Source organism: Consotaella salsifontis (assembly GCF_900167365.1).
GTDB classification, from domain to species: Bacteria; Pseudomonadota; Alphaproteobacteria; order Rhizobiales; family Rhizobiaceae; genus Consotaella; species Consotaella salsifontis.
Genome location: NZ_FUXL01000002.1, coordinates 150,545 through 174,047, shown reverse-complemented (window position 1 = coordinate 174,047; position 23,503 = coordinate 150,545). Strand labels below are relative to the sequence as shown.

General features: G+C 64.3%; 23 protein-coding genes, 1 tRNA gene and 1 riboswitch. Of the genes, 16 read left to right on the top strand and 8 right to left on the bottom strand.

The window, feature by feature from the left end; translation table 11 throughout:
- Positions 1–4 precede the first annotated feature (4 nt).
- Positions 5–790, bottom strand: coding sequence for an SDR family NAD(P)-dependent oxidoreductase (locus B5D38_RS02920; RefSeq protein ID WP_078706873.1), 786 nt, complete (start codon positions 788–790; stop codon positions 5–7).
- 155 nt (positions 791–945) lie between these two features.
- On the opposite strand from B5D38_RS02920, the gene B5D38_RS02915 reads away from it, so the two are divergent.
- From B5D38_RS02915 to phoB, 8 genes are all read left to right on the top strand, one after another.
- Entirely contained in the window at positions 946–1,944 is a 999-nt protein-coding gene (locus tag B5D38_RS02915; protein ID WP_078706872.1) for a hypothetical protein, read from the top strand.
- 131 nt (positions 1,945–2,075) lie between these two features.
- The gene (locus B5D38_RS02910; RefSeq protein ID WP_078706871.1) at positions 2,076–3,365 is read left to right on the top strand and encodes an ATP-binding protein; all 1,290 of its coding nucleotides are present in this window, start codon (positions 2,076–2,078) and stop codon (positions 3,363–3,365) included.
- A 413-nt stretch (positions 3,366–3,778) separates the two neighbouring features.
- On the top strand, positions 3,779–4,834 hold the full coding sequence (gene pstS, locus B5D38_RS02905) for a phosphate ABC transporter substrate-binding protein PstS (protein ID WP_078706870.1): 1,056 nt from the start codon (positions 3,779–3,781) through the stop codon (positions 4,832–4,834).
- Positions 4,835–4,902: 68 nt separating this feature from the next.
- Complete coding sequence (gene pstC, locus B5D38_RS02900; RefSeq protein WP_078706869.1) at positions 4,903–5,892, top strand: phosphate ABC transporter permease subunit PstC; 990 nt, start codon at positions 4,903–4,905, stop codon at positions 5,890–5,892.
- A 2-nt stretch (positions 5,893–5,894) separates the two neighbouring features.
- Positions 5,895–6,734 carry a phosphate ABC transporter permease PstA gene (pstA, locus tag B5D38_RS02895; RefSeq protein ID WP_078706868.1) on the top strand — a complete coding sequence of 280 codons (840 nt, stop codon included), beginning with the start codon at positions 5,895–5,897 and terminating at the stop codon, positions 6,732–6,734.
- The gene (pstB, locus tag B5D38_RS02890; protein WP_078706867.1) at positions 6,731–7,549 is read left to right on the top strand and encodes a phosphate ABC transporter ATP-binding protein PstB; all 819 of its coding nucleotides are present in this window, start codon (positions 6,731–6,733) and stop codon (positions 7,547–7,549) included. Before pstA ends, pstB begins: the two co-directional genes overlap by 4 nt.
- Positions 7,550–7,643: 94 nt before the next feature.
- Positions 7,644–8,384, top strand: coding sequence for a phosphate signaling complex protein PhoU (gene phoU / locus B5D38_RS02885; protein ID WP_078706866.1), 741 nt, complete (start codon positions 7,644–7,646; stop codon positions 8,382–8,384).
- A gap of 2 nt (positions 8,385–8,386) precedes the next feature.
- Positions 8,387–9,115 carry a phosphate regulon transcriptional regulator PhoB gene (gene phoB, locus B5D38_RS02880; protein WP_078706865.1) on the top strand — a complete coding sequence of 243 codons (729 nt, stop codon included), beginning with the start codon at positions 8,387–8,389 and terminating at the stop codon, positions 9,113–9,115.
- A 105-nt stretch (positions 9,116–9,220) separates the two neighbouring features.
- Here phoB and B5D38_RS02875 read toward each other — a convergent pair whose 3' ends face one another.
- Together B5D38_RS02875 and B5D38_RS02870 are read right to left on the bottom strand one after the other, a co-directional pair.
- Complete coding sequence (locus tag B5D38_RS02875; RefSeq protein WP_078706864.1) at positions 9,221–9,721, bottom strand: GFA family protein; 501 nt, start codon at positions 9,719–9,721, stop codon at positions 9,221–9,223.
- A 93-nt stretch (positions 9,722–9,814) separates the two neighbouring features.
- Positions 9,815–10,363 (bottom strand): GcrA family cell cycle regulator, encoded by a 549-nt coding sequence (locus tag B5D38_RS02870; RefSeq protein WP_078706863.1) that lies wholly within the window; start codon positions 10,361–10,363, stop codon positions 9,815–9,817.
- 453 nt (positions 10,364–10,816) lie between these two features.
- Between B5D38_RS02870 and B5D38_RS02865 the strand changes: the two genes are divergently transcribed.
- The 4 genes from B5D38_RS02865 (at position 10,817) to hcp (ending at position 15,744) form a co-directional block, all read left to right on the top strand.
- Positions 10,817–12,013 carry an aspartate aminotransferase family protein gene (locus B5D38_RS02865; protein WP_078706862.1) on the top strand — a complete coding sequence of 399 codons (1,197 nt, stop codon included), beginning with the start codon at positions 10,817–10,819 and terminating at the stop codon, positions 12,011–12,013.
- An 11-nt stretch (positions 12,014–12,024) separates the two neighbouring features.
- On the top strand, positions 12,025–12,960 hold the full coding sequence (argF, locus tag B5D38_RS02860) for an ornithine carbamoyltransferase (RefSeq protein WP_078706860.1): 936 nt from the start codon (positions 12,025–12,027) through the stop codon (positions 12,958–12,960).
- Positions 12,953–13,963, top strand: coding sequence for an Hsp33 family molecular chaperone (locus B5D38_RS02855; RefSeq protein WP_078706859.1), 1,011 nt, complete (start codon positions 12,953–12,955; stop codon positions 13,961–13,963). Before argF ends, B5D38_RS02855 begins: the two co-directional genes overlap by 8 nt.
- A 137-nt stretch (positions 13,964–14,100) precedes the next feature.
- On the top strand, positions 14,101–15,744 hold the full coding sequence (gene hcp / locus B5D38_RS02850; protein WP_078706858.1) for a hydroxylamine reductase: 1,644 nt from the start codon (positions 14,101–14,103) through the stop codon (positions 15,742–15,744).
- Between the two features lie 185 nt (positions 15,745–15,929).
- Here the strand turns inward: hcp and apaG are convergent, their stop codons facing one another.
- Positions 15,930–16,322, bottom strand: coding sequence for a Co2+/Mg2+ efflux protein ApaG (apaG, locus tag B5D38_RS02845; RefSeq protein ID WP_078706857.1), 393 nt, complete (start codon positions 16,320–16,322; stop codon positions 15,930–15,932).
- A 108-nt stretch (positions 16,323–16,430) separates the two neighbouring features.
- Here apaG and B5D38_RS02840 point away from each other — a divergent pair, with 108 nt between their 5' ends.
- A complete protein-coding gene (locus B5D38_RS02840; protein ID WP_078706856.1) occupies positions 16,431–17,036 on the top strand; it encodes a CDP-alcohol phosphatidyltransferase family protein in 606 nt (201 codons plus the stop codon).
- Positions 17,037–17,045: 9 nt separating this feature from the next.
- Here the strand turns inward: B5D38_RS02840 and B5D38_RS02835 are convergent, their stop codons facing one another.
- Positions 17,046–18,242, bottom strand: a complete 1,197-nt coding sequence (locus tag B5D38_RS02835; RefSeq protein ID WP_078707088.1) for an O-succinylhomoserine sulfhydrylase — start codon at positions 18,240–18,242, stop codon at positions 17,046–17,048.
- 65 nt (positions 18,243–18,307) lie between these two features.
- Positions 18,308–18,386, bottom strand: a riboswitch (SAM riboswitch).
- An 80-nt stretch (positions 18,387–18,466) separates the two neighbouring features.
- Here B5D38_RS02835 and B5D38_RS02830 point away from each other — a divergent pair.
- Positions 18,467–19,549 carry a 2'-deoxycytidine 5'-triphosphate deaminase gene (locus tag B5D38_RS02830; RefSeq protein WP_078706855.1) on the top strand — a complete coding sequence of 361 codons (1,083 nt, stop codon included), beginning with the start codon at positions 18,467–18,469 and terminating at the stop codon, positions 19,547–19,549.
- A gap of 30 nt (positions 19,550–19,579) precedes the next feature.
- On the opposite strand, the gene B5D38_RS02825 is transcribed toward B5D38_RS02830, so the two are convergent.
- Positions 19,580–21,175, bottom strand: coding sequence for a globin-coupled sensor protein (locus B5D38_RS02825; protein WP_078706854.1), 1,596 nt, complete (start codon positions 21,173–21,175; stop codon positions 19,580–19,582).
- Between the two features lie 278 nt (positions 21,176–21,453).
- Between B5D38_RS02825 and B5D38_RS02820 the strand changes: the two genes are divergently transcribed.
- Positions 21,454–21,527, top strand: a tRNA-Gly gene (locus tag B5D38_RS02820).
- Between the two features lie 213 nt (positions 21,528–21,740).
- Here the strand turns inward: B5D38_RS02820 and B5D38_RS02815 are convergent.
- Complete coding sequence (locus B5D38_RS02815) at positions 21,741–22,115, bottom strand: methylglyoxal synthase (protein ID WP_078706853.1); 375 nt, start codon at positions 22,113–22,115, stop codon at positions 21,741–21,743.
- A gap of 133 nt (positions 22,116–22,248) precedes the next feature.
- A complete protein-coding gene (locus B5D38_RS02810) occupies positions 22,249–22,584 on the bottom strand; it encodes a hypothetical protein (protein WP_131829854.1) in 336 nt (111 codons plus the stop codon).
- A 252-nt stretch (positions 22,585–22,836) separates the two neighbouring features.
- Here B5D38_RS02810 and B5D38_RS02805 point away from each other — a divergent pair, with 252 nt between their 5' ends.
- Complete coding sequence (locus B5D38_RS02805; protein ID WP_078706850.1) at positions 22,837–23,502, top strand: TetR/AcrR family transcriptional regulator; 666 nt, start codon at positions 22,837–22,839, stop codon at positions 23,500–23,502.
- Position 23,503 lies beyond the last annotated feature (1 nt).

The following is a 23,503-nucleotide window of genomic DNA, read 5'->3' as shown; positions in this document are numbered from 1 at the left end:
ACAGTCAGTCGTCCACCGGCACGGTGAAATGAAGCGCCAGACGGCCGCCATCGGCATAGATCGTCTGGCCGGTGATGTAGCTTGCCTCGTCGGACGCGAGGAAGGCCGCTACCGCCGCGATCTCGGAGGGATTTGCGATCCGCCCCAGCGGCGTTCGCGACAGGATCTGTTTGTTGGCCTCTTCATCGAGCGCGATCGAATGGAGCATCTCTGTCATCACCGAGCCCGGACCCACAGCGTTGACGCGAATATCGTAGGGCGCAAGGGCAAGCGCCATGACCTTGGTCAATTGACTGATGCCGCCTTTCGCAACGGAATAGGGCACCTGATCGGCCAGCGCGACCACGGCGTTGACCGAAGACATGTTGATGATCGTGCCGGCCGCTCCACCCGACTTCACCTTCTCGACCATGCCCTTGGCGACGGCCTGGCTGCACAGGAAGGCGCCCTTGAGGTTGACCCGCATGACGCGGTCGAAATCCGCCTCCTCCAGCTCGAGAAAATCCGCCCGATGGACGACGCCGGCATTGTTGACGAGGATGTCGATATCGCCAAAGCGGTCCAAGGTCGCGGCGAGGAGATTGTGAACGTCCAGCCGCTCGGACACATCGGCGCTGAAAAAGGCGACCTCGCCAAGGTCGGAGAGGTTTTCCACGGCTTCGGCGCCGGCGCGGTCGTCAATATCTGCGATGACGACTTTCGCGCCGTCGTGCAGGAAGCGATCGGCGATCGCATAGCCGATTCCCTTGGCGCCGCCCGTGACGATCGCAACACGTCCGTCCAATGCCATCACGTTTCTCCCCGCTGCGGCGCCTCGCGCCGGACTTTCGCTATAATGCCACGGCAATCGGACTCGCCAAAAGCAAGGGTGCGCGTCTGCCTGTCCAGTTTCGCACCGCCTGTTCCTGATCTAAAACGGCCGAGAAAAGCAAGACGGGGAGACGGATGAGCGCGATCGAAGAGGGGCTTCTGCGCGCGCTTGCTCGAGGCAACGCATCCGATCCGGCATTTCGCCGAGCGGTTCATGCCGCCGCGCGGGACGCGCTGGACAAGCTGATCGCCGCCAGCACGGCCACTGCGCATCAGGCCAAGGCCTACCGCGACCAACTCGAAAAGGTGATCAGCGCCAGCGAGGCGCAATGGCGCTCCCCCGATACGGCTCCGGTGAAACCGGCGCCACCGCCCGCCACGCCGTCCGCTGGCACTCGGCCTGGCGAACGGACAGCCGCGCGCCCTATCGCACCGGTCGGGCGGAGTGTCGCTTCGGCGCCGCGGCCCGAGGGTTCCAAACCGGCGCTCGCAGCGGCTCCCATGGGCAAGCGCTCGGCGGCCAGGTCGGGGGCGTCCAAAAGCGCGCGCGCGCCCAAGGTGTCGGGCCGTTCCGCGTCGGCTCGCATGGCTGTTGCCGCCATCGGCTTCTCGGCCGTGGCGGTTGTCGTCTTCCTGTCCGCATCCGCCTTGAAGGCCTCGCTCTCCAGCCCGGGGAGGGTAGGGCAGGAAGGCGCAGCGTGGATCACGGTTCTCGACGGGGGCGAGATCGATCAGGTCTCGACCGAGGGCGGTGCAAGGGCGGAGCAGCACGGAACCGGCGAAAACGAAGCGCTGCGCATAGCGCCGTCGAAGGCGGGTACGGGCGACGTCGTGATCGGCTTTGGCGAGGGTGTCCTCGACGGTGTCGCCGGGCAGGGAGTCACGGTCGAGTTGACGGCGGGCTCGCCCAATGAAGCCGGCCGAAGGCTCAAGGTCTCCTGCCGCTTCGGGGTAAGCTCCCCCTGCGGCGAAAGGACATTCGAGCTTGACGCGCTTCGGCGGAGCGTAGCCTTCGATTTCGATGTGCCGTCCGACCCCGATGCGGAAGCTTCTCTCGTCCTTCAACCGCAGGCGGGGGCCGGCGAAGACGACCTTCTTCTTTATGCCGTGCGTGTTCGTCCTCGGCAGCCTTGATTTCGGCTTCCTTCATGTCATCACTGATCGTGTGTCCCCGCAATATGAATGAAGCAATTCTCATTCACCCTGCGAGGAATTGAGTCGGCGGCCGGCTGTGGAGTCTGCGGCCTTTCATGCCCCGAGGTGTCATGTCTCTTCCCGCCTCGCGCGACAAAGACCTCCCGCCTTACGAGACCACGACGTCGAGCCTGCGGGTCTTCATCGTCGGGGCGGTCGCGCTTATCGGCATCGCCGTGTTTTTCCACGAGGCGCGGCCGATCGCTCTTCTCGGCCTGGCCGCGATGGCCCTGGTCACTGCGCTACAGCGGCCCCGCCAGCTCCCGTCCCGCTCTCGCAAGGCTTCGGCCCGCACATTTTCCCTGTGGCCGGAGACGGCGATGAAAGCGGTGGTCGAGGCCATCGCGGAACCCTGCATCATCCTCGACCGCAATCTCATGCTGCGCTATGCCAACCAGCAGGTGGGCGCTGCCTTCGGCGTCGTTTCGCTGGGCGATTCCATTGCGCTCCGATTCCGCTCTCCTGAACTGCTCGCCTCGATCGAGCGGGCGGTGAAATCGGCCGGGTCTGGCCGCGCGCAATATGTGGAGCGAGGTCCGGCGGCGCGCGCGTGGGAGGTGGAGATTTCGCCCGTTCCCGCCGCCCGTGGAGAAGATCCCTTCTTCTTTCTGATGCTGTTTCACGATCGCACCGTGGAGCACGAGGTCGAGCGCATGCGGAGCGACTTCGTCGCCAACGCGAGCCATGAGCTGCGAACGCCGCTCGCATCCGTCATCGGATTCATCGAGACGCTGCAAGGGCCGGCGCGAGACGACCCTGTGGCGCGAGAGAAGTTTCTCGGCGTCATGCACGACCAGGCTCGGCGAATGTCGCGCCTGATCGACGACCTGATGTCATTGTCGCGCATCGAGATGAAGCGCCACATCCCCATAGAGACCCGCGTCGACCTCAACACACTCCTTCGCGAGACGTGCGAAATGATGGCGCCTCTCGCCGCGGAGTCCGGCGTGGCGCTGGAGTTTGAGCCGCCGCAGGGCGAATTCCTGGTGTTGGGCGAGCGCGACCAGTTGATACAGGTGTTCTCGAACCTCATCGAGAACGCTTGCAAGTACGGCGATTCCGGCGAGCGGGTGGTGCTGTCCCTGAGCGCGGGCCGCAACCGCGATCTGAGCTACTACGATGTGTCCGTACGTGATTTTGGCGCCGGAATTCCCGCCGAACACGTGCCGCGCCTCACCGAGCGCTTCTACCGTGTCGATGCTGGGCGTTCCAAGGCGCGGCGCGGAACCGGCCTCGGGCTTTCTATCGTTCGCAACATCCTCGTTCGCCATCGCGCCGAGCTTCTGATCGAGTCCGAACTCGGCAAGGGATCCGTCTTTACCGCGAGGTTGCCCGCGCTGAAGGATGGGAGATCGTTCTAAATCAGGGAGTTAAGCTGTCACAAATCTGTTGTTGGAGTGTCGTATACCGCCCCTCGACGAAAGGGCGACCGGTCCGCTGGCTTGAACGAAGAAAGCCGAAATCGGTCATCCATCGGGATGCTTGCGAAGTTGTAGGCGCTTGGATTTCGTCGGAGGGAAGCAGTAATGGCCACATGCCTCTCTGCTTTCCGTGTATTCGCCGAGTATGTCGGGGAAATCCGCATGGGTGCCAAAGCATCAGTCGCGGAAAGTGCTGGAAGTGTCATGTATCGAGTCTCGTCTAGAGCGCTGAAGATCATTCATCCAAATGACATGGACGCGAGATAGTAGAGCCCCGTGTCGGCTGGTGGCCGCGACAGCGGTGACGTGACCCTGACAATGCGAACAGAATTCCAAAACAGTGAGGCTTCTCAATGAACGCTCTTCTCAAGATTTCCGCGAAGGCGGCTCTGGCCGGCGCGGCTGCGATGGCCATGGTGTCGTTCGCGCAGGCCGCCGACATCTCCGGCGCCGGAGCCACCTTCCCTTATCCGATCTACGCGAAGTGGGCGGACGCCTATAAGAAGAATACCGGCGTCGGCCTCAACTACCAGTCCATCGGCTCGGGCGGCGGCATCAAGCAGATCGAGGCCCGCACCGTGACGTTCGGCGCCACCGACAAGCCGCTGGGCGGCGAGGAGCTCGAGAAGAACGGGCTCGTCCAGTTCCCGACCGTCATGGGCGGCATCGTTCCGGTGATCAACGTCGAGGGCGTGAAGCCGGGCGAGCTGGTGCTCGACGGCGAAACCCTCGCCAAGATCTTCATGGGCGAAATCACCCAGTGGAACGACGAGGCGATCGCCAAGCTCAACCCCGATGCCAAGCTGCCGGACGCGGCCATCGCCGTCGTTCACCGCTCGGACGGTTCGGGCACGACCTTCAACTTCACCTATTATCTCGGTGAAGTCTCCAGCGACTGGTCCGACAAGATCGGCGTGAACACCAGCGTCGAGTGGCCCGTCGGCATCGGCGCCAAGGGCAACGAGGGCGTGGCCGCCAATGTCGGCCAGACCGCGAATTCGATCGGCTATGTCGAATACGCCTATGCCCTGCAGAACAAGATGACCTATGCCGACATGATCAACAAGGACGGCCAGAAGGTCGCCCCCGAGAGCGCTGCCTTCGCTGCCGCCGCCGAGGGTGCCGATTGGTCGAGCCAGCCGGGCTTCGGCGTCATCCTCGCCAACCAGCCGGGCGCCAAGTCCTGGCCGATGACCGCTGCGACCTTCATCCTCATGCACGAGGAGCCGGACAGCGCCGAGGATTCGGCCGCCGCTCTGAAGTTCTTCGAGTGGGCCTACGCCGAGGGTGACGACATGGCGCAGACCCTCGACTATATTCCGATGCCCGACGCGGTCGTCGAGAAGGTCGAGCAGGAGTGGGCGAAGATCCAGAGCGACGGCAAGGCCGTTTACGCTCCGTCCAAGTGATCCGCCTTGCCGGGAGGCCACCTTTCCGGGTGGCCTCCCGGCTTTTCATGGGCTTTGAGGCTTAAAGCATGGTCAGTATCGCAGAGGCCGACACCGAGGACTTGTCGAGAGAATCGAGGCAGCGGGCGGTTCGGCGGTTTGCGACGAGCGACGCGGTTTTCAAGAACCTGACGCGAGGGGCTGCTATCCTCGTACTCGTGGTTCTGGCGGGCGTCGCCTTTTCTCTCGTGACCGGCTCCTTCCTCGCCTTCAAGACCTTCGGGCTGGGCTTCCTCACCACGGAATCGTGGAACCCGGTGAAGGAGAATTTCGGCGCCTTGGCGCCGATCTACGGCACGATCGTAACCTCGATCATCGCCATGGTGTTCGCAGTGCCGATCGGCATCGGTATCGCGATCTTTTTGACGGAAACCTGCCCACGGCCGCTTCGCCGGCCTATCGGAATCGCAGTCGAGCTTCTCGCCGGCATCCCCTCGATTATCTACGGCATCTGGGGCCTTTTCGTCTTTTCGCCCTTTCTTCAGCGCACGCTGCAGCCGTTTCTGATTGACACCTTTCACGGCATTCCGTTCCTGTCCTCGCTCTTCGCCGGTCCGCCCTACGGCATCGGCGTGCTGACGGCGGGGCTGATCCTGGCGATCATGGTGCTGCCCTTCATCACGTCCATTGCCCGCGATGTCTTCGCGACGGTTCCGGCGGTTTTGAAGGAGTCGGCCTACGGCCTCGGGATGACGACCTGGGAAGTGACGACGAAGATCGTTATCCCCTACACCCGCGTCGCGCTTATCGGCGGCATCATGCTCGGGCTCGGCCGCGCTCTCGGCGAGACCATGGCGGTGACCTTCGTCATCGGCAACGCCCACCGCATCACTCCTTCGCTGCTCGCGCCAGGAACCACGATTTCGGCCTCCATCGCCAATGAGTTCACCGAGGCGACGGGCGATCTCTACACGTCCTCGCTGATCGCCCTCGGCCTGGTCCTGTTCGTCATCACATTCATCGTGCTCGCCATCGCCCGGCTCATGCTGGCGCAGATGAAGAAGAAGGCCGGAGGCTGATCATGGCGTCCTTTGCCGCTCGCAAGGCCAAGAACACCATCATGCTGTCGCTGTGTGTGCTGGCGGCTTTGATCGGTCTCGCCTGGCTGTTCGTGATCCTCATGGATCTCCTGATCGAAGGCATCGGCGGGCTCTCGTTCGCCGTCTTCACCGAGATGACGCCGCCTCCGGGAGAGGCGGGAGGGCTTCTCAACCCCATCATGGGCAGCCTTCTCATGACGTTCATCGCCGTCATGGTCGGAACGCCCATCGGCGTCCTCGCCGGGACGTACATGGCCGAGTATGGACGCCACGACAAACTGACCCACGTCATCCGCTTCATCAACGACATCCTGCTCTCGGCGCCGTCGATCATCGTCGGACTGTTCATCTATGAGCTGATGGTTCGCACCATGGGCCACTTCTCCGGCATCGCCGGGGCCATCGCGCTCGCCATCATCGTGCTGCCCGTCGTGGTGCGCACCACCGAGGACATGCTGCTGCTGGTCCCCGATTCCCTTCGCGAGGCGGGAACAGCCATCGGCGCGCCGCGCTGGGTCGTCATCCGTTCTGTCGCCTACAAGGCCGCGAGCGCGGGTATGATCACCGGCGTCCTTCTGGCCGTGGCGCGCATCTCTGGCGAAACCGCGCCGCTGCTCTTCACCGCGCTGAACAACCAGTTCTGGAGCCTCAACCTCAACGCCCCGATGGCCAGCCTTCCCGTGACCATCTTCCAGTTCGCGTTGAGCCCCTACGAGGATTGGCAGAGCCTGGCCTGGGCCGGAGCCCTGATCACCACTTTGGCCGTGCTGACGCTTTCCATCGTCGCCCGGCTTCTCACGGCCCGCAAGGAGGACCGATGACCGTCCAGTCCCTCGTCCCGCCCACGGCGGCGCGCGATGAAAATGCATCGCGTCTGGCGAACCAGCCGAAGATCGAACTCAAGGACGTCTCGTTCTTCTATGGCAAGTCCAAGGCTCTGAAGGACATTTCGCTCACCCTGCCCGAGCGCGCGGTGACGGCCTTCATCGGGCCGTCGGGATGCGGTAAGTCGACCTTGCTGCGCATGTTCAACCGCATCTACGAGATGTATCCGAACCAGCGCGCCGAGGGGCAGATTCTCCTTGATGGAGAGAATATCCTCGACCGCTCGCAGGACCTCAATCTCTTGCGCGCCCGCGTCGGCATGGTGTTCCAGAAGCCGACGCCCTTTCCCATGTCGATCTATGAGAACATAGCCTTCGGTATCCGGCTCTACGAGAAGCTCAGCCGCTCCGAGCTGGACGGGCGGGTCGAACAGGCGCTGCGCCGCGCGGCTCTATGGGAAGAGGTCAAGGACAAGCTCTCGTCCAGCGGTCTCGGCCTTTCGGGCGGTCAGCAGCAGCGCCTCTGCATCGCGCGCACGGTGGCGGTGCAGCCCGAAGTGATCCTGCTCGACGAGCCGGCCTCGGCTCTCGACCCGATCTCGACGGCGAAGATCGAGGAGCTGATCGACGAGCTGAAGTCCGACTACACGATCGCCATCGTCACGCATAACATGCAGCAGGCGGCGCGCGTCTCGGACCTCACGGCCTTCATGTATCTGGGTGAGCTGATCGAATTCGATCACACCGAGAAGGTCTTCACCTCGCCCTCGAACCCCAAGACCCACGAATACATCACCGGACGCTTCGGCTAGAATTGCGGACTTCCGGCCCGTCCGCAGCAATGGAAGGCGCGCCGGCTCGCCGCGAACATCTGGACCCCGCCATTCGGTCATGAGGAGACCTCCGATGGACGAACATATCGTCAAGTCCTACGACGAAGAGCTGAAGTTCATCGTCCGCCGCATCTGCGAGATGGGCGGTCAGGCCGAGCACCTGGTCGAGCGCGCCGTGAACGCCATGGTCAAGAGCGACCTTGCCATGGCCGAGGCGGTCATCACCGACGACGCATTGCTCGACGCCGCCCAGCGCGAATTGGACGAGCGCGCCATCATGACGATCGCCAAGCGTCAGCCCATGGCGCGGGATCTGCGCGAGATCGTTGGCGCTATCCGCATTTCCAACGACCTCGAGCGGATTGGCGACCTCGGCAAGAACATCGCCAAGCGTGTTATCGCCGTCCACGATCATCCGCAGCCGATGCAGCTCGTGCGCGGTATCGAGCACCTTTCCGAGCTGACGCTTCAGCAGCTCAAGGAAGTTCTCGACGCCTATGTGGAGCGCGATCACCAGCGCGCCGAGCGGATTCGCGACAAGGACGAGGCGATCGACGCGGTCTATACGTCGATCTTCCGCGAGCTTCTCACCTACATGATGGAAGACCCGCGCAATATCTCGGCCTGCACGCACCTGCTCTTCAGCGCCAAGAACATCGAGCGCATCGGCGATCACGCAACCAACATCGCCGAGACGATCTACTACATTCGCACGGGCGCGCAGATGGGGCCGGAGCGTCCCAAGAGCGACCGGACCACGTCCATCGTGGTGCCGCCGGAAGCCGCTGGCAGCGCGCCGGCCTCGGAGGCTTGAGAATGGCGCCTCGCATCGTGGTGGTGGAGGACGAGGAGGCGCTCGCCCTCATCCTGCGCTACAATCTGGAAGCGGAGGGCTATAGCGTCGAGACCATCGCGCGCGGGGACGAGGCGGAGCTGCGCCTCAAGGAGGAAGTGCCCGACGTGCTGATCCTCGACTGGATGCTGCCGGGCCTTTCCGGCGTCGAGCTTTGCCGGCGCCTGCGCCAGCGCTCCGAGACCGAGCGGCTGCCGATCATCATGGTGACGGCGCGCGGCGAGGAGGGCGAGCGGGTGAGGGGGCTTTCGGTTGGCGCGGACGACTATGTCGTCAAGCCGTTCTCGACCCCCGAGCTACTGGCGCGGGTGCGCGCCATGTTGCGGCGGGTGAAGCCCGAGAAGATCGCAAGCCATCTTACCGCGGGGGACATCGATCTCGACCGCGAAACGCACCGCGTCCGCCGCGCCGGCCGGGAGGTGAAGCTCGGTCCGACGGAATTCAAGCTTCTGGAGTTCTTCATGCAGGCGCCGGGTCGCGTGTTCTCGCGCGAGCAACTGCTCGACGGGGTCTGGGGACGCGACATCTATGTCGATGAGCGCACCGTGGACGTTCATGTCGGGCGGCTGCGCAAGGCGATCAATCGCGGCCGCCAGCGCGACCCGATCCGCACGGTTCGCGGCGCGGGCTACTCGCTCGACGAGCAGTTCGCAGCAAGGGCTCCTGTCCGAGACGTCGCCGAGAGCAGCTGACGTCTCAAGGGGCGAATGCGGTTGTTGGGTGGCCGATTGGCGCTGCCGGTTCTTACCGCCACGACTTCCCCGACGGCCGTGCCGCCTGCGCCATATGCTCCGGCTTTAACCCTCGAGGGCGATCGCCGCGGCGCGGTGGCCGGCATCATAGCGCGCCACGCTTTCCGCTGGCCATAGCGACCTCGGATCGTAATATTCCTCGACCGCCATCGCGCCTTCGGGCAGCCTCACCCAAGGCAGCTTTGAGCGTGTGTAAATGTGAATGTCGGGTGTGATGGCCGATGGTTCGTCCAGTGTGCCGACGCGCACGAAGCGCAACCAGCCGCGCGCCCCGTAGTCGCTCCAGACCGCTGTCTGGCAATCGGGACAGCGGTAGACATCATGCGGTGCGCCGCTTGTGCTCGGCACGCGCACGGCGACGGGGGCCCCGCAAAGCATCTCGATCCGGTCGGCCTCGATCAGAGCGTTGATTACGAACGCGCTGCCGGTCAGCGATTGGCACTCGCGGCAGTGGCAGCAATGGGTGAAGAGCGGTCGATCCGTCAGGCGGTATCGAACCTTGCCGCAGAAGCATCCCCCCAAAAGAAATTGTCGCCCGGATTGCACGGACCTTCTCCTCCGGCCCTCCTGGCTGACCGGCGATCGCGCCGGCCAGAAGCTTCCTGAGAAGCTCAGGCCGATGGCGAATAATGCGTCGGATCAGCGAACGCGGCGGCGCTCCGAGGGCGGCTGGAACGCCAGTCGTGCATGATAGGTGCAATAAGGCGAGCTGTCGCCGGAAGGATTGCCGCAGAAGCGGAAGTCTTCCGAAAGAGGATCGCCCAGCGGCCACTTGCATGTGCGCTCGGTCAGCTGGACAAGGGTCAGGTTGCGCGAGATCGGAACCACCTCGCCGCCGGGACCCTCGACGTGCTGAACCACGAGGTCCGTTTCAGTCTCGACCTTGAGCGCGGTCGCGCCCACCGAACGCACCACAGAACGGCCACCGCCCATCTGCGCGGCGGCGCGACCGGAAATCTCGACCTCGACGGCCCGGGTCTCGATCACCGCCTCGACCGCCTTCTGAACCGGGGCCTCGGCCTGACCAGGAAGGGCCGTCTTGGCACGACCCTCGAGCTTCAGCCGATGAACCTTGCCAATCACCGCATTGCGGCTGACGCCGCCGAGCTGACCTGCTATCTGACTGGCACTCAAGCCTTCGTTCCAAAGCTGCTTCAGAAGCTCCACCCGCTCGTCGGTCCAGCTCATCGAGACGCTCCTTCCTCGTATTCTTGCATCGCGTCAGACGAAACCGGCCCCCCAAGGAAGCCCTTGGGAAGACTGGCCACTACATATGCCTAACGACTAGGTCCGCCGCACGAAATCTAGTGTGTACCAAAATTTAACCCATGGTCTGACTCTCTGACAAGAGTCCTGCAACCTCGGTCGAATCGCTTTTTGCGCTTTTCCCCAGCTTGTCGTCCACGGTTGCGCCCCGCAGCATCTGTGGCACCCATGGGTAGAAGACCAGGGCAAAATCGCGCATCGCCGAGGTTTCACGCCACGGGCCGGAGCGGCTGATTGACAATAGCTCGCCCGCGCGTGGTATAGCCTTGCCTCTCAACATGCACGTATGGTCGGTGCCGCCAAAGCCTGCCTGTCCGGCAGGCTTCACTATTTGGAAAAACGGCGACCCGCCGCCCCACAACGAAGTGACGAGCCATGAGCGCAAATCCCGAGCATTCGCCTCTTTATGCGACTTACTCCCGCATCGGCCTGCGCTTCGAGCGAGGAAAGGGCGTCTGGCTGACCACCGAGGACGGCCGGCGGTTCATGGATCTGTCGGGCGGCATCGCCGTCAACGGTCTTGGCCATGCCCACCCGCATCTCGTCGAGGCGCTGAAGGCGCAGGCGGAGAAGCTGTGGCACACTTCCAATCTGTTCGAGATTCCCGGCCAGCAGCGTCTGGGTGAGCGCCTGACGGCCGTGACCTTCGCCGACCGCGTGTTCTTCACCAATTCGGGCGCGGAAGCGCTGGAGGCGGCGATCAAGACGGCGCGTCGCTATCACTACGTCTCGGGCCGGCCCGAGCGCTACCGCCTGATCACCTTCGAGGGTGCCTTCCACGGCCGCACCCTCGCGACCATCGCGGCCGGCGGCCAGGGGAAGTACCTGGAAGGCTTCGGCCCCAAGGTGGACGGATTCGACCAGGTGGCCTTCGGCGACATGGGTGCGGTCAAGGCCGCGCTGACCGACGAGACGGCGGGCATCCTCATCGAGCCGATCCAGGGCGAGGGCGGCATCCGCTCCGCATCGAACGAGTATCTGCGGGCGCTGCGCGCGTTCTGCGACGAGCATGGGCTTTTGATGGTGCTCGACGAGGTGCAGACCGGCATGGGGCGCACGGGGCGTCTGTTCGCCCATGAGGCCGCCGGGATTACTCCCGATATCATGGCGGTGGCCAAGGGCATTGGCGGCGGCTTCCCGCTCGGCGCGTGCCTCGCCACGGAAGAGGCGGCCAAGGGCATGACGGCCGGCACCCATGGCACGACCTATGGCGGCAACCCGCTGGCCATGGCGGTCGGCAACGCCGTGCTCGACGTGATGCTCGCACCGGGCTTCCTGGAGCATGTGCGCGACGTCGCGCTCGTGATGAAGCAGTCCTTGGCATCCCTGGCGGATCGTCACCCCGGCGTGGTCCAGGAAGTGCGCGGCGAGGGCCTGCTGCTGGGTATCAAGGCGGGCATTCCAAACTCGGTGCTCGCCGCCGAAATGCGCGAAGCCGGCGTCATCTCGGCGCTGGCGGGCGATAACGTGGTGCGTCTTCTGCCGCCCCTCGTCATCACCGCCGATGAGGTGCGCGAGGCGATGGAGCGCATTGAGACGGCCGTTGTCGCGGCCGAGACGAAGCTCGCGTGAGGGAGCCGGAGATGAACGAAGGCAAAACCCAGTCCCGGCACTTTCTCGACCTGTCGGTGGTGGACCGCTCGGATCTACGGGCGATCCTGAAGGATGCCGCGTGGCGCAAGAGCCTCAAGCGGGATGAACCGAAGCCACTCGCCGGCAAGGTCCTCGCGATGATCTTCGACAAGCCGTCGACGCGCACGCGCGTGTCCTTCGACGTCGGCATGCGCCAGCTCGGCGGCGAGACGCTCGTTCTGTCGGGCGCCGAGATGCAGCTTGGCCGCAGCGAGACGATCGCCGACACCGCGCGGGTGCTGTCGCGCTATGTCGATGCCATCATGATCCGCACGACGCGTCATGCGCGCCTGCTGGAAATGGCCGAATATGCGACGATCCCGGTGATCAACGGCCTGACGGACGACACGCATCCCTGCCAGATCATGGCGGACCTGCTGACCTTCGAAGAAAAGCGCGGGCCCGTCGCCGGCAAGACCTTCGCCTGGACGGGCGACGGCAACAACGTGCTCAACTCCTTCATCGAGGCGTCCGCGGCATTCGGCTTCAAGCTGAAGATCGCGACGCCCGAGGGCTCGGGACCGGCCTTGGATTTCGTCGAGAAAGCGCGCGCCAACGGCGCCTCGATCATGCTCACGGGCGATCCGGTGGAGGCCGTCAGCGAGGCCGACTGCGTCGTCACCGACACCTGGGTATCGATGGGCCGTGAGGCCGAGGCGCGCGGGCACAACGTCTTTATTCCCTATCAGGTGAACGAGCGGCTCATGGCCCATGCGAAACCCGACGCCCTGTTCATGCATTGCCTTCCTGCCCATCGCGGCGAGGAGGTAACGGACGAAGTGATCGACGGACCGCAATCAGTCGTGTTCGACGAAGCCGAAAATCGGCTTCATGCCCAGAAATCGGTTCTTGCCTGGTGTTTCGGCGAGGTGACGGCGCATGGCTGAACTCATGCCGGGCCTCGGCCAGTTCGGCCATGCCGGAGACGACTCGGTCGTGCCCTTTCAGGTGGAAGGGCTCGACTCGCGCGGGCGTGCCGTGCAGCTCGGGCCGATGCTGGACCGCCTTCTTGGCCGCCACGACTATCCGGAGCCAGTCTCCCGCCTGCTCGCGGAGATGATCGTGCTGACTGTGCTTCTCGGCACGTCCCTGAAGTTCTCCGGCAAGTTCATCGTCCAGGCGCAGACCGATGGCCCGGTCGATCTTCTGGTGGTGGACTTCTCGACGCCGTCCGACGTGCGCGCCTATGCCCGCTTCGATGCCGAGCGCATCGCCAGCGCGAGCACGGAGGCCATGGAGAACCCGGCGCTTCTGCTGGGCACAGGCACCCTGGCCCTGACGGTCGATCAGGGCGCGCACATGCAGCGCTATCAGGGCATCGTGGAGCTGAACGGAAGCTCGCTGGAATCGATTGCCGAAAGCTATTTCCGCCAGTCGGAGCAGATTCCGACCGCCGTTCGCCTGACCGTCGCGAAGATGTCGCGGCGCGAGTCGGGGGGCGACGCCTTCACCGAAAGCTGGCGGGCGGGCGGGCTCATCGCCCAGTTCCTGCCCTCGGCGCCGGAGCGCATGCGCCTGCCGGATCTTCCGGGCGGGGATGCGCCGGAGGGCGCCGACCTGCCGGAGCACGAGCCCGACGACGCCTGGGTGGAGGTGAGCACGCTGGTCGAGACCATCGAGCCATCGGAACTCATCGATCCCGATGTCGGTGTCGAGCGGTTGCTCTTCCGCCTTTTCCATGAGCGCGGCGTGCGCGTGTTCCCGGCCAGTCCGGTTCGCGATTTCTGCTCTTGCTCGAAGGACCGGATCAGGGAGGTTCTGTCCAATTTTTCCGCCGAGGAAATCAAGGACAGCATCGAGGACGGCCGTATCGAAGTGACCTGCGAATTCTGCGGTGAACACTACCAGTTCGATCCGGCGGAATTCGAGCAGTCCGGCGACGACAACTGACTGCGAATCCCGGCGCGGCATGAGGTCGCGGCGCCGGGACAGGGCATCCACGGCCCTCTTTGTGAAAACGCAAAAACCGCTTCCGCCAATCCCCTAGACCAGCCTGCATCGGATTTTCGATCTTTGGGGGTGCTGGAATGTTCTGTGTTCAGTGTGAGCAAAGTCAGCGGGACGGCTGCTCGGCCGCTGTCGGCAATTGCGGAAAGACGGCCGCTGTCTCCGATCTTCAGGACGTGCTGCTGCGCGTCATGCTCGGCGTGTCCGTCTTCGCCCACCGCGCAGCCGGGCGGGGCGTTTCCGACGAGGCGATCGATGCCTTCACGCCCTTTGCCTGGTTCACCACGCTGACCAACGTCAATTTCGACGAGGATCGGTTCGTCTCCTGGATCGCCGAAGCTGTCGCCATGCGCGACAGGGCGCGCGCCATCGCCGAGGCGAACGGCGCGGACCTTTCGGACCTGCCGGAGCCGGCCACCTGGACCCCAGGGGCGATGAAGGCGGAAATCCTGGCGTCGGCGCCCATGGCCGCCCTCAACCGCTACATGGATCGTGACGGCCCGACCATCGTGGGCCTGCGCAACCTTGTCCTCTACGGACTGAAGGGCTGCGCCGCCTATTACGAGCATGCCAGGGTGCTCAGCCGCTCCGACAGCGCCATCATGGCGGAACTCCACGCCATCGCGGCCTTCCTGGCCACGGACCCGACCGATGCCGAGGCTTTGCTCGGCCAGTCGCTGAAGGTCGGCGACCTCAACCTCAAATGCATGGAAATGCTCGACGCCGCCAACACCGAGCGCTACGGCCACCCCGAGATCACCCATGCGCGCATCTCGCCCAAGGCCGGCAAGGCGCTGGTGGTCTCCGGTCACGATCTCGGCGATCTGGAGGAGATCCTGAAGCAGACCGAGGGCAAGGGCATCAACGTCTACACCCATGGCGAGATGCTGCCGGCGCTCGCTTATCCGGGCCTCAAGAAGTATCCGCATCTCGCCGGCCATTTCGGCGGCGCCTGGTACGAACAGCAGCGCGAATTCGCAACCTTTCCCGGCGCCATCGTCATGACGTCCAACTGCCTGATCGACCCGACGCTGAAGGGCTATCAGGATCGCCTCTTCACACGCGGGCCGGTGGGTTGGACAGGCGTTTCCCATCTGCCGACCCGTGATTTCTCCGCCGCCATCGACTGCGCGCTGGCCTTGCCCGGCTATGGCGAGGATGCGCCGGAAGAGACGATCCCGATCGGCTTTGCCCGCAACACGGTGATGAGCGTCGCCGGCACGTTGCTCGACATGATCGGCAAGGGCGAGGTGAAGCACCTCTTCCTTATCGGCGGCTGCGACGGCGCGCGCCGTGGCAGGACCTATTTCCACGACCTCGCGGTGGCGACGCCCAAGGACAGCCTGATCCTGACGCTCGGCTGCGGCAAGTTCCGCTTCAACCGCGAAGACCTCGGCGATATCAACGGCATCCCGCGCGTTCTCGACGTCGGTCAGTGCAATGACGCGTACTCCGCCATCCAGATCGCGGTAGCGGTCGCCGGCGCGCTGAATGTCGGCGTCAACGATCTGCCGCTGACCCTCGCCGTCTCCTGGTTCGAGCAGAAGGCCGTGGCGGTCCTCCTCACGCTCCTCCACCTAGGAATCACCAACATCTATCTCGGGCCGACGCTGCCGCAGTTCCTGACGGCCGAGGCGCTCGCCGTGCTGGTCGAGAAATTCTCAATCCGCCCGGCTGGCCGGGTCGAGGACGATCTGAAGCTGATGCTTGGCAAGGCCGCCTGACAAGCGCCGCTGCCAAACCTCGGACGCTCAGCAAGGGCGGCGATGGTGCCATCGCCGCCCTTGCCGGATCGCGCTTCAAGCATCACTGAAGGTCCTTGAATCGGACTGTCAGCGCTGGGTGCCAACCGATTCTGCCGGCTGATCTTTCGCGCGAGGGAGCATCGGCCTGACGAAGGGAAACAGCCTCAGTGCATGATGCGTCGGGCGTTCGGCACGTCCAGGGAAAAGGCGGGAATTTCAACAGTGATCATTCCGCCGTCGCTCGTCTCCATCCGGTAGTGGCCCCGCATGATGCCCGAGGACGTCGAGAGCGGACAGCCCGACGTGTAGGTGAAGCTGTCGCCCGGCGACAAGATCGGTTCCTCGCCGACAACGCCCGCTCCGTTCACTTCTTCCACATGACCGCGGGCATCGGTAATGTGCCAATAGCGTGAACGCAGTTGAACGGTGTCTGGACTGCCATTGGTGATCTCGATCGTATACGCCCAGAACCAGTGATTATCCTCGGGAACGGATTCCTCTTCGAGGTAGCTGGGAGAGACGGTGACTGTGATCGAGCAGGTGGTTGCCTGGTACATGGGAAGCCCCGGGCATGGGACGCAAACTGAAGCGATTTATCGCGTCGGTCCGCTCCCGGGTCAACGGCGCAAACTTCTCGATCGCGACTCAAAAGGCGGAGAGGCGGCGTGCTCGACGGTGTCCTGAAGCCTAAGATCGAGCCGATGCTCGATCGCGCCGCATCAACGCTCGTGCTGCGCGGCGTCTCGGCCAATGCCGTCACGTTGGCGGCTTTCGCCCTTGGCGTTTTGGCGGCCGCCGCCATCGCATCCGGCCTCTTCGTTCTAGGCCTTCTGCTTCTGCTCGCCTCGAGGCTCTGCGACGGTCTCGACGGGGCACTGGCGCGCCGAACAACGCCGACGGACTTTGGCGGCTTTCTCGACATCGTGCTCGATTTCGCCGTCTATGGCGCGATCCCGCTCGCCTTTGCCGCGCTCGACCCGGCGCGCAACGGGCTGCCGGCGGCGGCGCTGATCTGTTCGTTTTATGCCAACGGCGCCAGCTTTCTGGCTCTCGCGGTGATGGCGGAGAAGCGCCAGCTCAAGACCAACCAGCGCGGCATCAAGTCGCTCTACTTCTCCACCGGCATCGCGGAGGCGACGGAGACGATCGCAATGTTCGCGCTCGCCTGTCTTTTCCCCGCCGCCTTCGCGGCTCTTGCCTACGGTTTTGCCGCGCTCTGCGTCTTCACCTTCGCCGCCAGGATTGCGCTGGCGGCGAAGCTTCTCAACTGACGCGCCGCATCAGGCCGCCGCGAGAGCCGCCTCGACATCTTCGAGAAGGTCCTGAACGTCCTCAAGGCCGACCGAGAGCCGCAGCAGGCCATCGCCGATGCCGAGGTCAGCCCGAACTTCCGGCTTGAGGTTCTTGTGGGTCGTCGTGGCCGGATGGGTGATGAGGCTCTTCGCATCGCCGAGGTTGTTGGAGATCTTGACGATTTCCAGGGCGTCGGAGAAGCGGAAGGCGGATGCCTTCCCGCCCTTGAGCTCGAAGGCGATGAGGGATGAGCCGCCGGTCATCTGCTTTTTGATGACCGCCGCGTCCGGATGGTCCTCGCGGCCCGGATAGTACACCCGGGATACCGCCGGCGATGCGGCCAGACACTCGGCGATCCTCGCCGCGCTCGCCGTCTGCTGGGCGACGCGCAGGGGCAGCGTTTCCAGCCCCTTCAGAAGAACCCAGGCATTGAAGGGCGAAAGCGAGGGGCCGGTGTGGCGGAAGAAGTCGTGGAGGTTTTCAGCGATCCACTCCTGCGAGGAGAGCACGATGCCGCCGAGGCACCGGCCCTGGCCGTCAATGTGCTTCGTGGCCGAATAGACGACGACGTCGGCGCCGAGCGCCAGCGGCTTCTGAAACATCGGCGTAGCGAAGACGTTGTCGACCACCAGCGTGGCGCCGACCGAATGGGCGATCTCGGCGACGGCGGCGATATCGATCACTTCCAGCGTCGGATTGGTCGGGCTCTCCAGGAAACAGGCGCGGGTGTTGGGGCGGATGTTGCTGCGCCACGCGTCGAGGTCGCGCCCGTCGATGAAGGTGGACGCGACGCCAGCGCGCCCCAGCACGGTCTCGATGACATAGCGACAGGAGCCGAAGAGCGCGCGCGAGGCGAGGATGTGGTCGCCCGCCTGCACCTGGCACTGAAGCGCGGTGGCGACCGCCGCCATGCCCGACGCGGTGGCGCGTGCATCGCCCGCGCCCTCCAGCGCCATCATGCGCTCCTCGAACATGCGCGTCGTCGGGTTGGCATAGCGAGAATAGATGAAGCCGGGCTCCTCGCCCTTGAAGCGCGCCTCGGCGGCCTCCGCGCTGTCGTAGACGAAGCCCTGGGTCAGAAACAGCGCCTCGGATGTCTCGCCAAATCCCGATCGCGTCGTTCCGCCATGGACCATGGCCGTCGCCGGGCGCAGCGGGCGTTTCGTCGTCGTCTCTTGGGGCATGGCTTTCATCCTCGGCATAATCGATCGGCGGGGCGGCTCGCCATAGCGCCGGTCCACGAGCTCAGCTCGTTCGAGGATCGGCCTGTTTAGCGAGTTGTTTTTCGTGGCTGCAAGCCGGCCGGCCAAATCACCACGTTCAACGGCTGATAACCCCAGGCTGGACAGCCGTCAATTCCGCGATTAAGGCACAAGCCCTAGGGGAAGTGAAGGGGCAAGGCCTTCGAATGGTGAGCGGAATCCTGCCGGATCGGGAGATAGAGACGCTGCTTGAGGGCGGCGCCATCGCCGCCGCGCGCCCACTCGACGCCGACCAGATCCAGCCGGCGAGCCTCGATCTGCGCCTCGGGGCGACCGCCTACCGGGTGCGGGCGAGCTTCCTGCCGGGCTCGGGATGCACGGTCGCCGAAAAGCTCGAACGCTTCTCTCTCCACGAGGTCGATCTCACCCAGGGCTCGGTGCTGGAGACCGGTTGTGTCTATATCGTGCCGCTGCTGGAAGCCCTCGCGCTGCCGCCGGAGATCATGGCGGCCGCCAATCCCAAATCCTCCACCGGCCGGCTCGACGTCTTTACCCGCATCATCGCCGACCACGGCCAGGAATTCGACAAGGTGCCGGCCGGCTACCATGGCCCGCTCTATATCGAGATCAGTCCGCGCACCTTTCCGATCGTCGTGCGCACCGGCTCGCGCCTCAACCAGATCCGTTTCCGGCGCGGCCATGTCGGCCTTACCGACGAGGAATTTCTCGCCCTCGATCGGAGCGAGCGGCTGGTGGGGCGCGACGATGCCAACATCAGCCACGGCGGCGTTGCGCTATCGATCGACCTGAAGGGCGGCGAAAGCGGTCTCATCGGTTATCGCGGCAAGCGCCACACCGGCGTCATCGACGTCGATCGCCGCGGCGCCTATTCGACTGCCGAGTTCTGGGAGCCGATCCATCGGCTTGGCTCGGGCGAGCTGGTTCTCGACCCGGACGAGTTCTACATCCTCGTCTCGGCCGAGGCGGTGCACGTTCCGCCCGCCTATGCCGCCGAGATGACGCCGTTCGACCCGCTGGTCGGCGAGTTCCGTGTCCACTACGCCGGCTTCTTCGATCCCGGCTTCGGCCATTCGGGGGCAGGGGGCGCCGGTAGCCGGGCCGTGCTTGAGGTGCGCTCGCGCGAGGTGCCCTTCATCCTCGAACACGGCCAGATGGTCGGGCGCCTTGTCTATGAGCGGATGGCAGGCCTGCCGCGTCGGCTCTACGGCAGCGACCTGTCGTCGAACTACCAGGCGCAGGGCCTGAAGCTCTCCAAGCATTTCATCTGAAGCCGGCCGTCTGCCGCCCGGCATCTGGTCCTAGAACTCGTGCCATCCGCCGTCGGCGCTCGCCGCCGAGCTTTGGTTGACCGCGATTGGCGCGTGGCGCGCCGGCGATGGTTTGGAGTAGGGCGCCGACGACCGGCCCGAAGCCAAAGACTTCTGAGGTGTCTTGGGAAGGCGGTCGCTCGTGAACTGGTCGATCAGATTGGCGAGGCGATCGGTGTCGCTGGTCATGGCCTCGGCGGCCGCCGTCGCCTGTTCCACCATCGCCGCGTTCTGCTGCGTTACCTGATCCATCTGATCGGCCGCCTGGGAGACTTCCTGAAGGCTGATCGCCTGCTCCTTGGCGTTGCTGGCAATCTCCGCCACCGCCTGGCTGACCGCCGCGACCTCGGCGACGATGTCCTCAAGGCTCTCGCCGGAGGCTGTGACCAGTTCGACGCCCCAACTGACCTGGGCGCCGGAGGTGGCGATCAGATCCTTGATCTCCATCGCCGCCGCCGAAGAGCGAGAGGCGAGGGCCCGCACCTCTTGCGCGACGACGGCGAAGCCCTTGCCGGCCTCACCGGCGCGGGCCGCCTCGACGCCGGCATTCAGCGCGAGAAGATTTGTCTGGAAGGCGATCTCGTCGATGGAGCCGAGGATCTTGTTGATCTTCTCCGAGCTTTCCTCGATGGCCGCCATCGCCTCGACGGCGCGACCGACGATCTCACCGCCTTTCTGCGCGTTTGTCCGGGCTGTCGCCGCCGACGTTTGCGCGCGCACGGCGCTTTCTGCCGTCTGGTTGATCGCCCGCGAAACCTCGGAGAGAGCCGCCGATGTCTCCTCGAGGCTCGCCGCCTGCTGCTCCGTGCGTTGAGCCAGATCCGCCGAGGCCTGATTGATCTCTGCCAGCTCCGCGCGAATCGAGTCGATCACGCGCACCACACAGAGATGGGCCTCCTCCAACTCGGCGACCGCCCCGTTATAGTCGACGGCCATCGCCCGGTAATCGTCGCCGATGTCGTCTGCGACGCGGGCGGAAAGATTGCCCTCCTTGAGCAGGCGACACGCCAGCGCGAGAGCGGCAAGCGCGCGCTCGCGATCCTCATCAGCCCGTGCCTTGGCTTCTTCCGCCTTACGTCTCTCCTCGGCCAACTCCGTGAGGTAGACGCCCATGGCATATTCCATGTCGAGGAAGGCTGCCTTGGTCACGGCGCCGATCTGGGCCGCCAATGTGCCGGCGCGGCTCCGCCCGAAGCGCGAGGGCCACAGACGTTGGATCAGTTCGCGATGAAGCGCCTCCAGCAGAACGGCATAGCCGCCGATATGCCACTGCGGCTCCAGACCCACGCGGGCGTGAACCTTGCCGATGGCGGTGGCGCTTTCGACATAGGCCGCGTCGAAGGCGCCGCTGGTGATCTCTTTCCAGTGCTTCTTTTGGGAGCCGCGCGCTCCGGCGCTGTGAGACTCATCGTGAAAGAAGGCGCGCGTCTGGGGATGTCCGTTGACGCGCTCGTAGAACGAATCGAGCGCACCTTCCATGCTGGCATCAATGTCCGTCGCGATGTCGCGCAGAATAGCTTGGGCAGCATTGTCCAAGCCTATGAAATTCAGCCGCTCTTTGAGGTCGTCAGTCGAAAGAGTGTTCACTGTCGCCGCGCCTTTGCATGCTGCCGAATTACTGAGGGCGAAATTGCACTTGCAATGGTTTCTTGTGTATGTCTTTGCACGGTGTTCTTGTGCATTGCTGGTTTAGATGAAATAGGTGAATGCATTATTTATTATGTCGGAAGCACCATTCGCTCTACTGACTGGTTGGTGCCCGCGAAGATGGCGATGTCGGGGGAGCCGGACGGGCTTTCATGCGCGCTCAAAGCACTCGAATCCGCTTGATGAACGGGTCGCCTTGATGCTAACCATGGCGCCGCGCGGGTATGATGTAATGGTAGCCTGTCAGCTTCCCAAGCTGAACGCGCGGGTTCGATTCCCGCTACCCGCTCCAAGCCGACAATTTCCCTGAGCCGTTCGCCCTAGAACTGTTGCTTGTCTCCGTCTCCCTGTCGCCGGAGGGCGGATTTGCGGCAACACCCTTGGAGCCACGATCCCGCGCGTTGTTGCATTGCGCGCCTCGTCTTTATGACGGGCGCGGTCGCTCACTCCGTTCAGACCGTCGCAGAAGGTGAGTGCCGTCCGGCCTCACCTCTTCTTCTCTGGATCAGGCCAGTTGCCCGATCAGCAACTCGGCGGTCGAGTGATTGAGCGCCATCGGGATATCATAGAGAACCGAAAGACGTGTCAGCGCCTTGACGTCGACGTCGTGCGGCATGGGCGACAGCGGGTCGATGAAGAAGATGAGGCCCCCGATCCTGCCCTCCGCGATCATCGCCCCGATCTGCTGGTCGCCGCCGAGCGGGCCGCTCTTCAGGCGGGTTATGTCCAAAGTCGGGCAGGCATCGAGGATGCGTCCGCCGGTAGTGCCGGTCGTGAAGATCGCGAACTGCGCAAGGCGGCGTTCATGGGTGACGGCGAACGTCACCATGCTGTCCTTCTTGGCATCGTGGGCAACCAGCGCGAGGGCGGGCTTCGTCATTGGATTCGACCTTGGTTGACGTGGGAGCCATGTATCTCTCTAGCCGCTGAATCTTAAAAAGACCACGCGGCACCTGGCCTCGCAGCGGGAATGGGTCAGCGAGGTGGCGCCGTGCATCCCTTCTTTCATCTCTTCACGCGGGGAACCTCAAGGCCAAACTTGCCGTTGAATGGGCCACAAAAGTCCAGGAGAACGAGATGCGATCCTCCAGTTCCGTCGCCATGTCCGCCGCTGTCGCGGCCTCGATCATGGCGGTCGTGGCGATGGGCGCGACAGGCGCCGCCGCGCAGACCACCACGACCACCATCATTACGCCAGCCCCGCCGCCTCCGCCGGCGCCAAGAGCAACGGTGGTGATCGCCGATCCGGCGCCGCCGCCTCCGCCCCCCGTGGTGACGGAATGCACCACCATGACGACAACGAAGTCGAACATTCTCGGCAGCACGACGGAGCGCAGCACGAGTTGCAATTGATGCTTCCCAACGCTTGAACGAAAAGGCTCCTGCGACATTCGCCGGGGCCTTTTCGCTGAAAAGGGAGGGAATGTTGAAGCTGCGCCTGCCGCCTTCGCCAAGAAACCTCACGCAAATATCCGTGCGCTTTTTCGCGGGCGGTGCGATCAGGCCTCTTGCAAAGACGCGACGTTGTGGCATAAGGGCGAACCGTAACGTACGGTACGGCTCACAACTAAGGTTGGAGCCATTGAGGTTCGCCGAGGATCATGAGCGTCACCGCCACCGAAGATCGCGAATTCAGCGAGCGCCAGCGCGAAGTGCTGGACGCGGCGCTTGCGCTGATCGTCGAGAACGGTTCGGCGCTCACCATGTCGGCGCTGGCTCGCCGCGCGTCCTGCTCCAAGGAAACGCTGTACAAGTGGTTCGGCGACCGCGACGGCCTTTTGACCGCGACCGTGCAGTGGCAGGCGGCGAAGGTGCGGGGCGTGCCACTCGACCGCGAGCGGCTCGACCGGGAAGCCCTCGGAAGCGCCCTTGAGCGCTTCGCCGCCGATTGGCTGCGTGTGATCTCCTCATCGACGTCGGTGGCGCTGAACCGGCTGGCTGTCGGCCATGCCGGAGGCGATACGCCGGACCTCGGCTCCATCGTTCTTCACAATGGCCCGTTTGCGATGAACCGGCGCGTGCGCCCCCTGCTGATGGCGGGGGAGGCGGCAGGGCTGCTGCGCTTCGAGGATGCCGACGCCGCGTTCCACACCTTCTTCGGGCTGGTCGTCCGTGATGTTCAAATTCGTCTGCTGCTCGGCGAGCCCATGTCGCTATCTGCGGACGAAATCGCCATCGACGCGCGCCGCGCCAGCCAACAGTTTCTTGCCCTTTTCGGGGCGCCCGAGGCCGAAATGGCCGGACAACCCACGCCAAGGAGGATCTGAC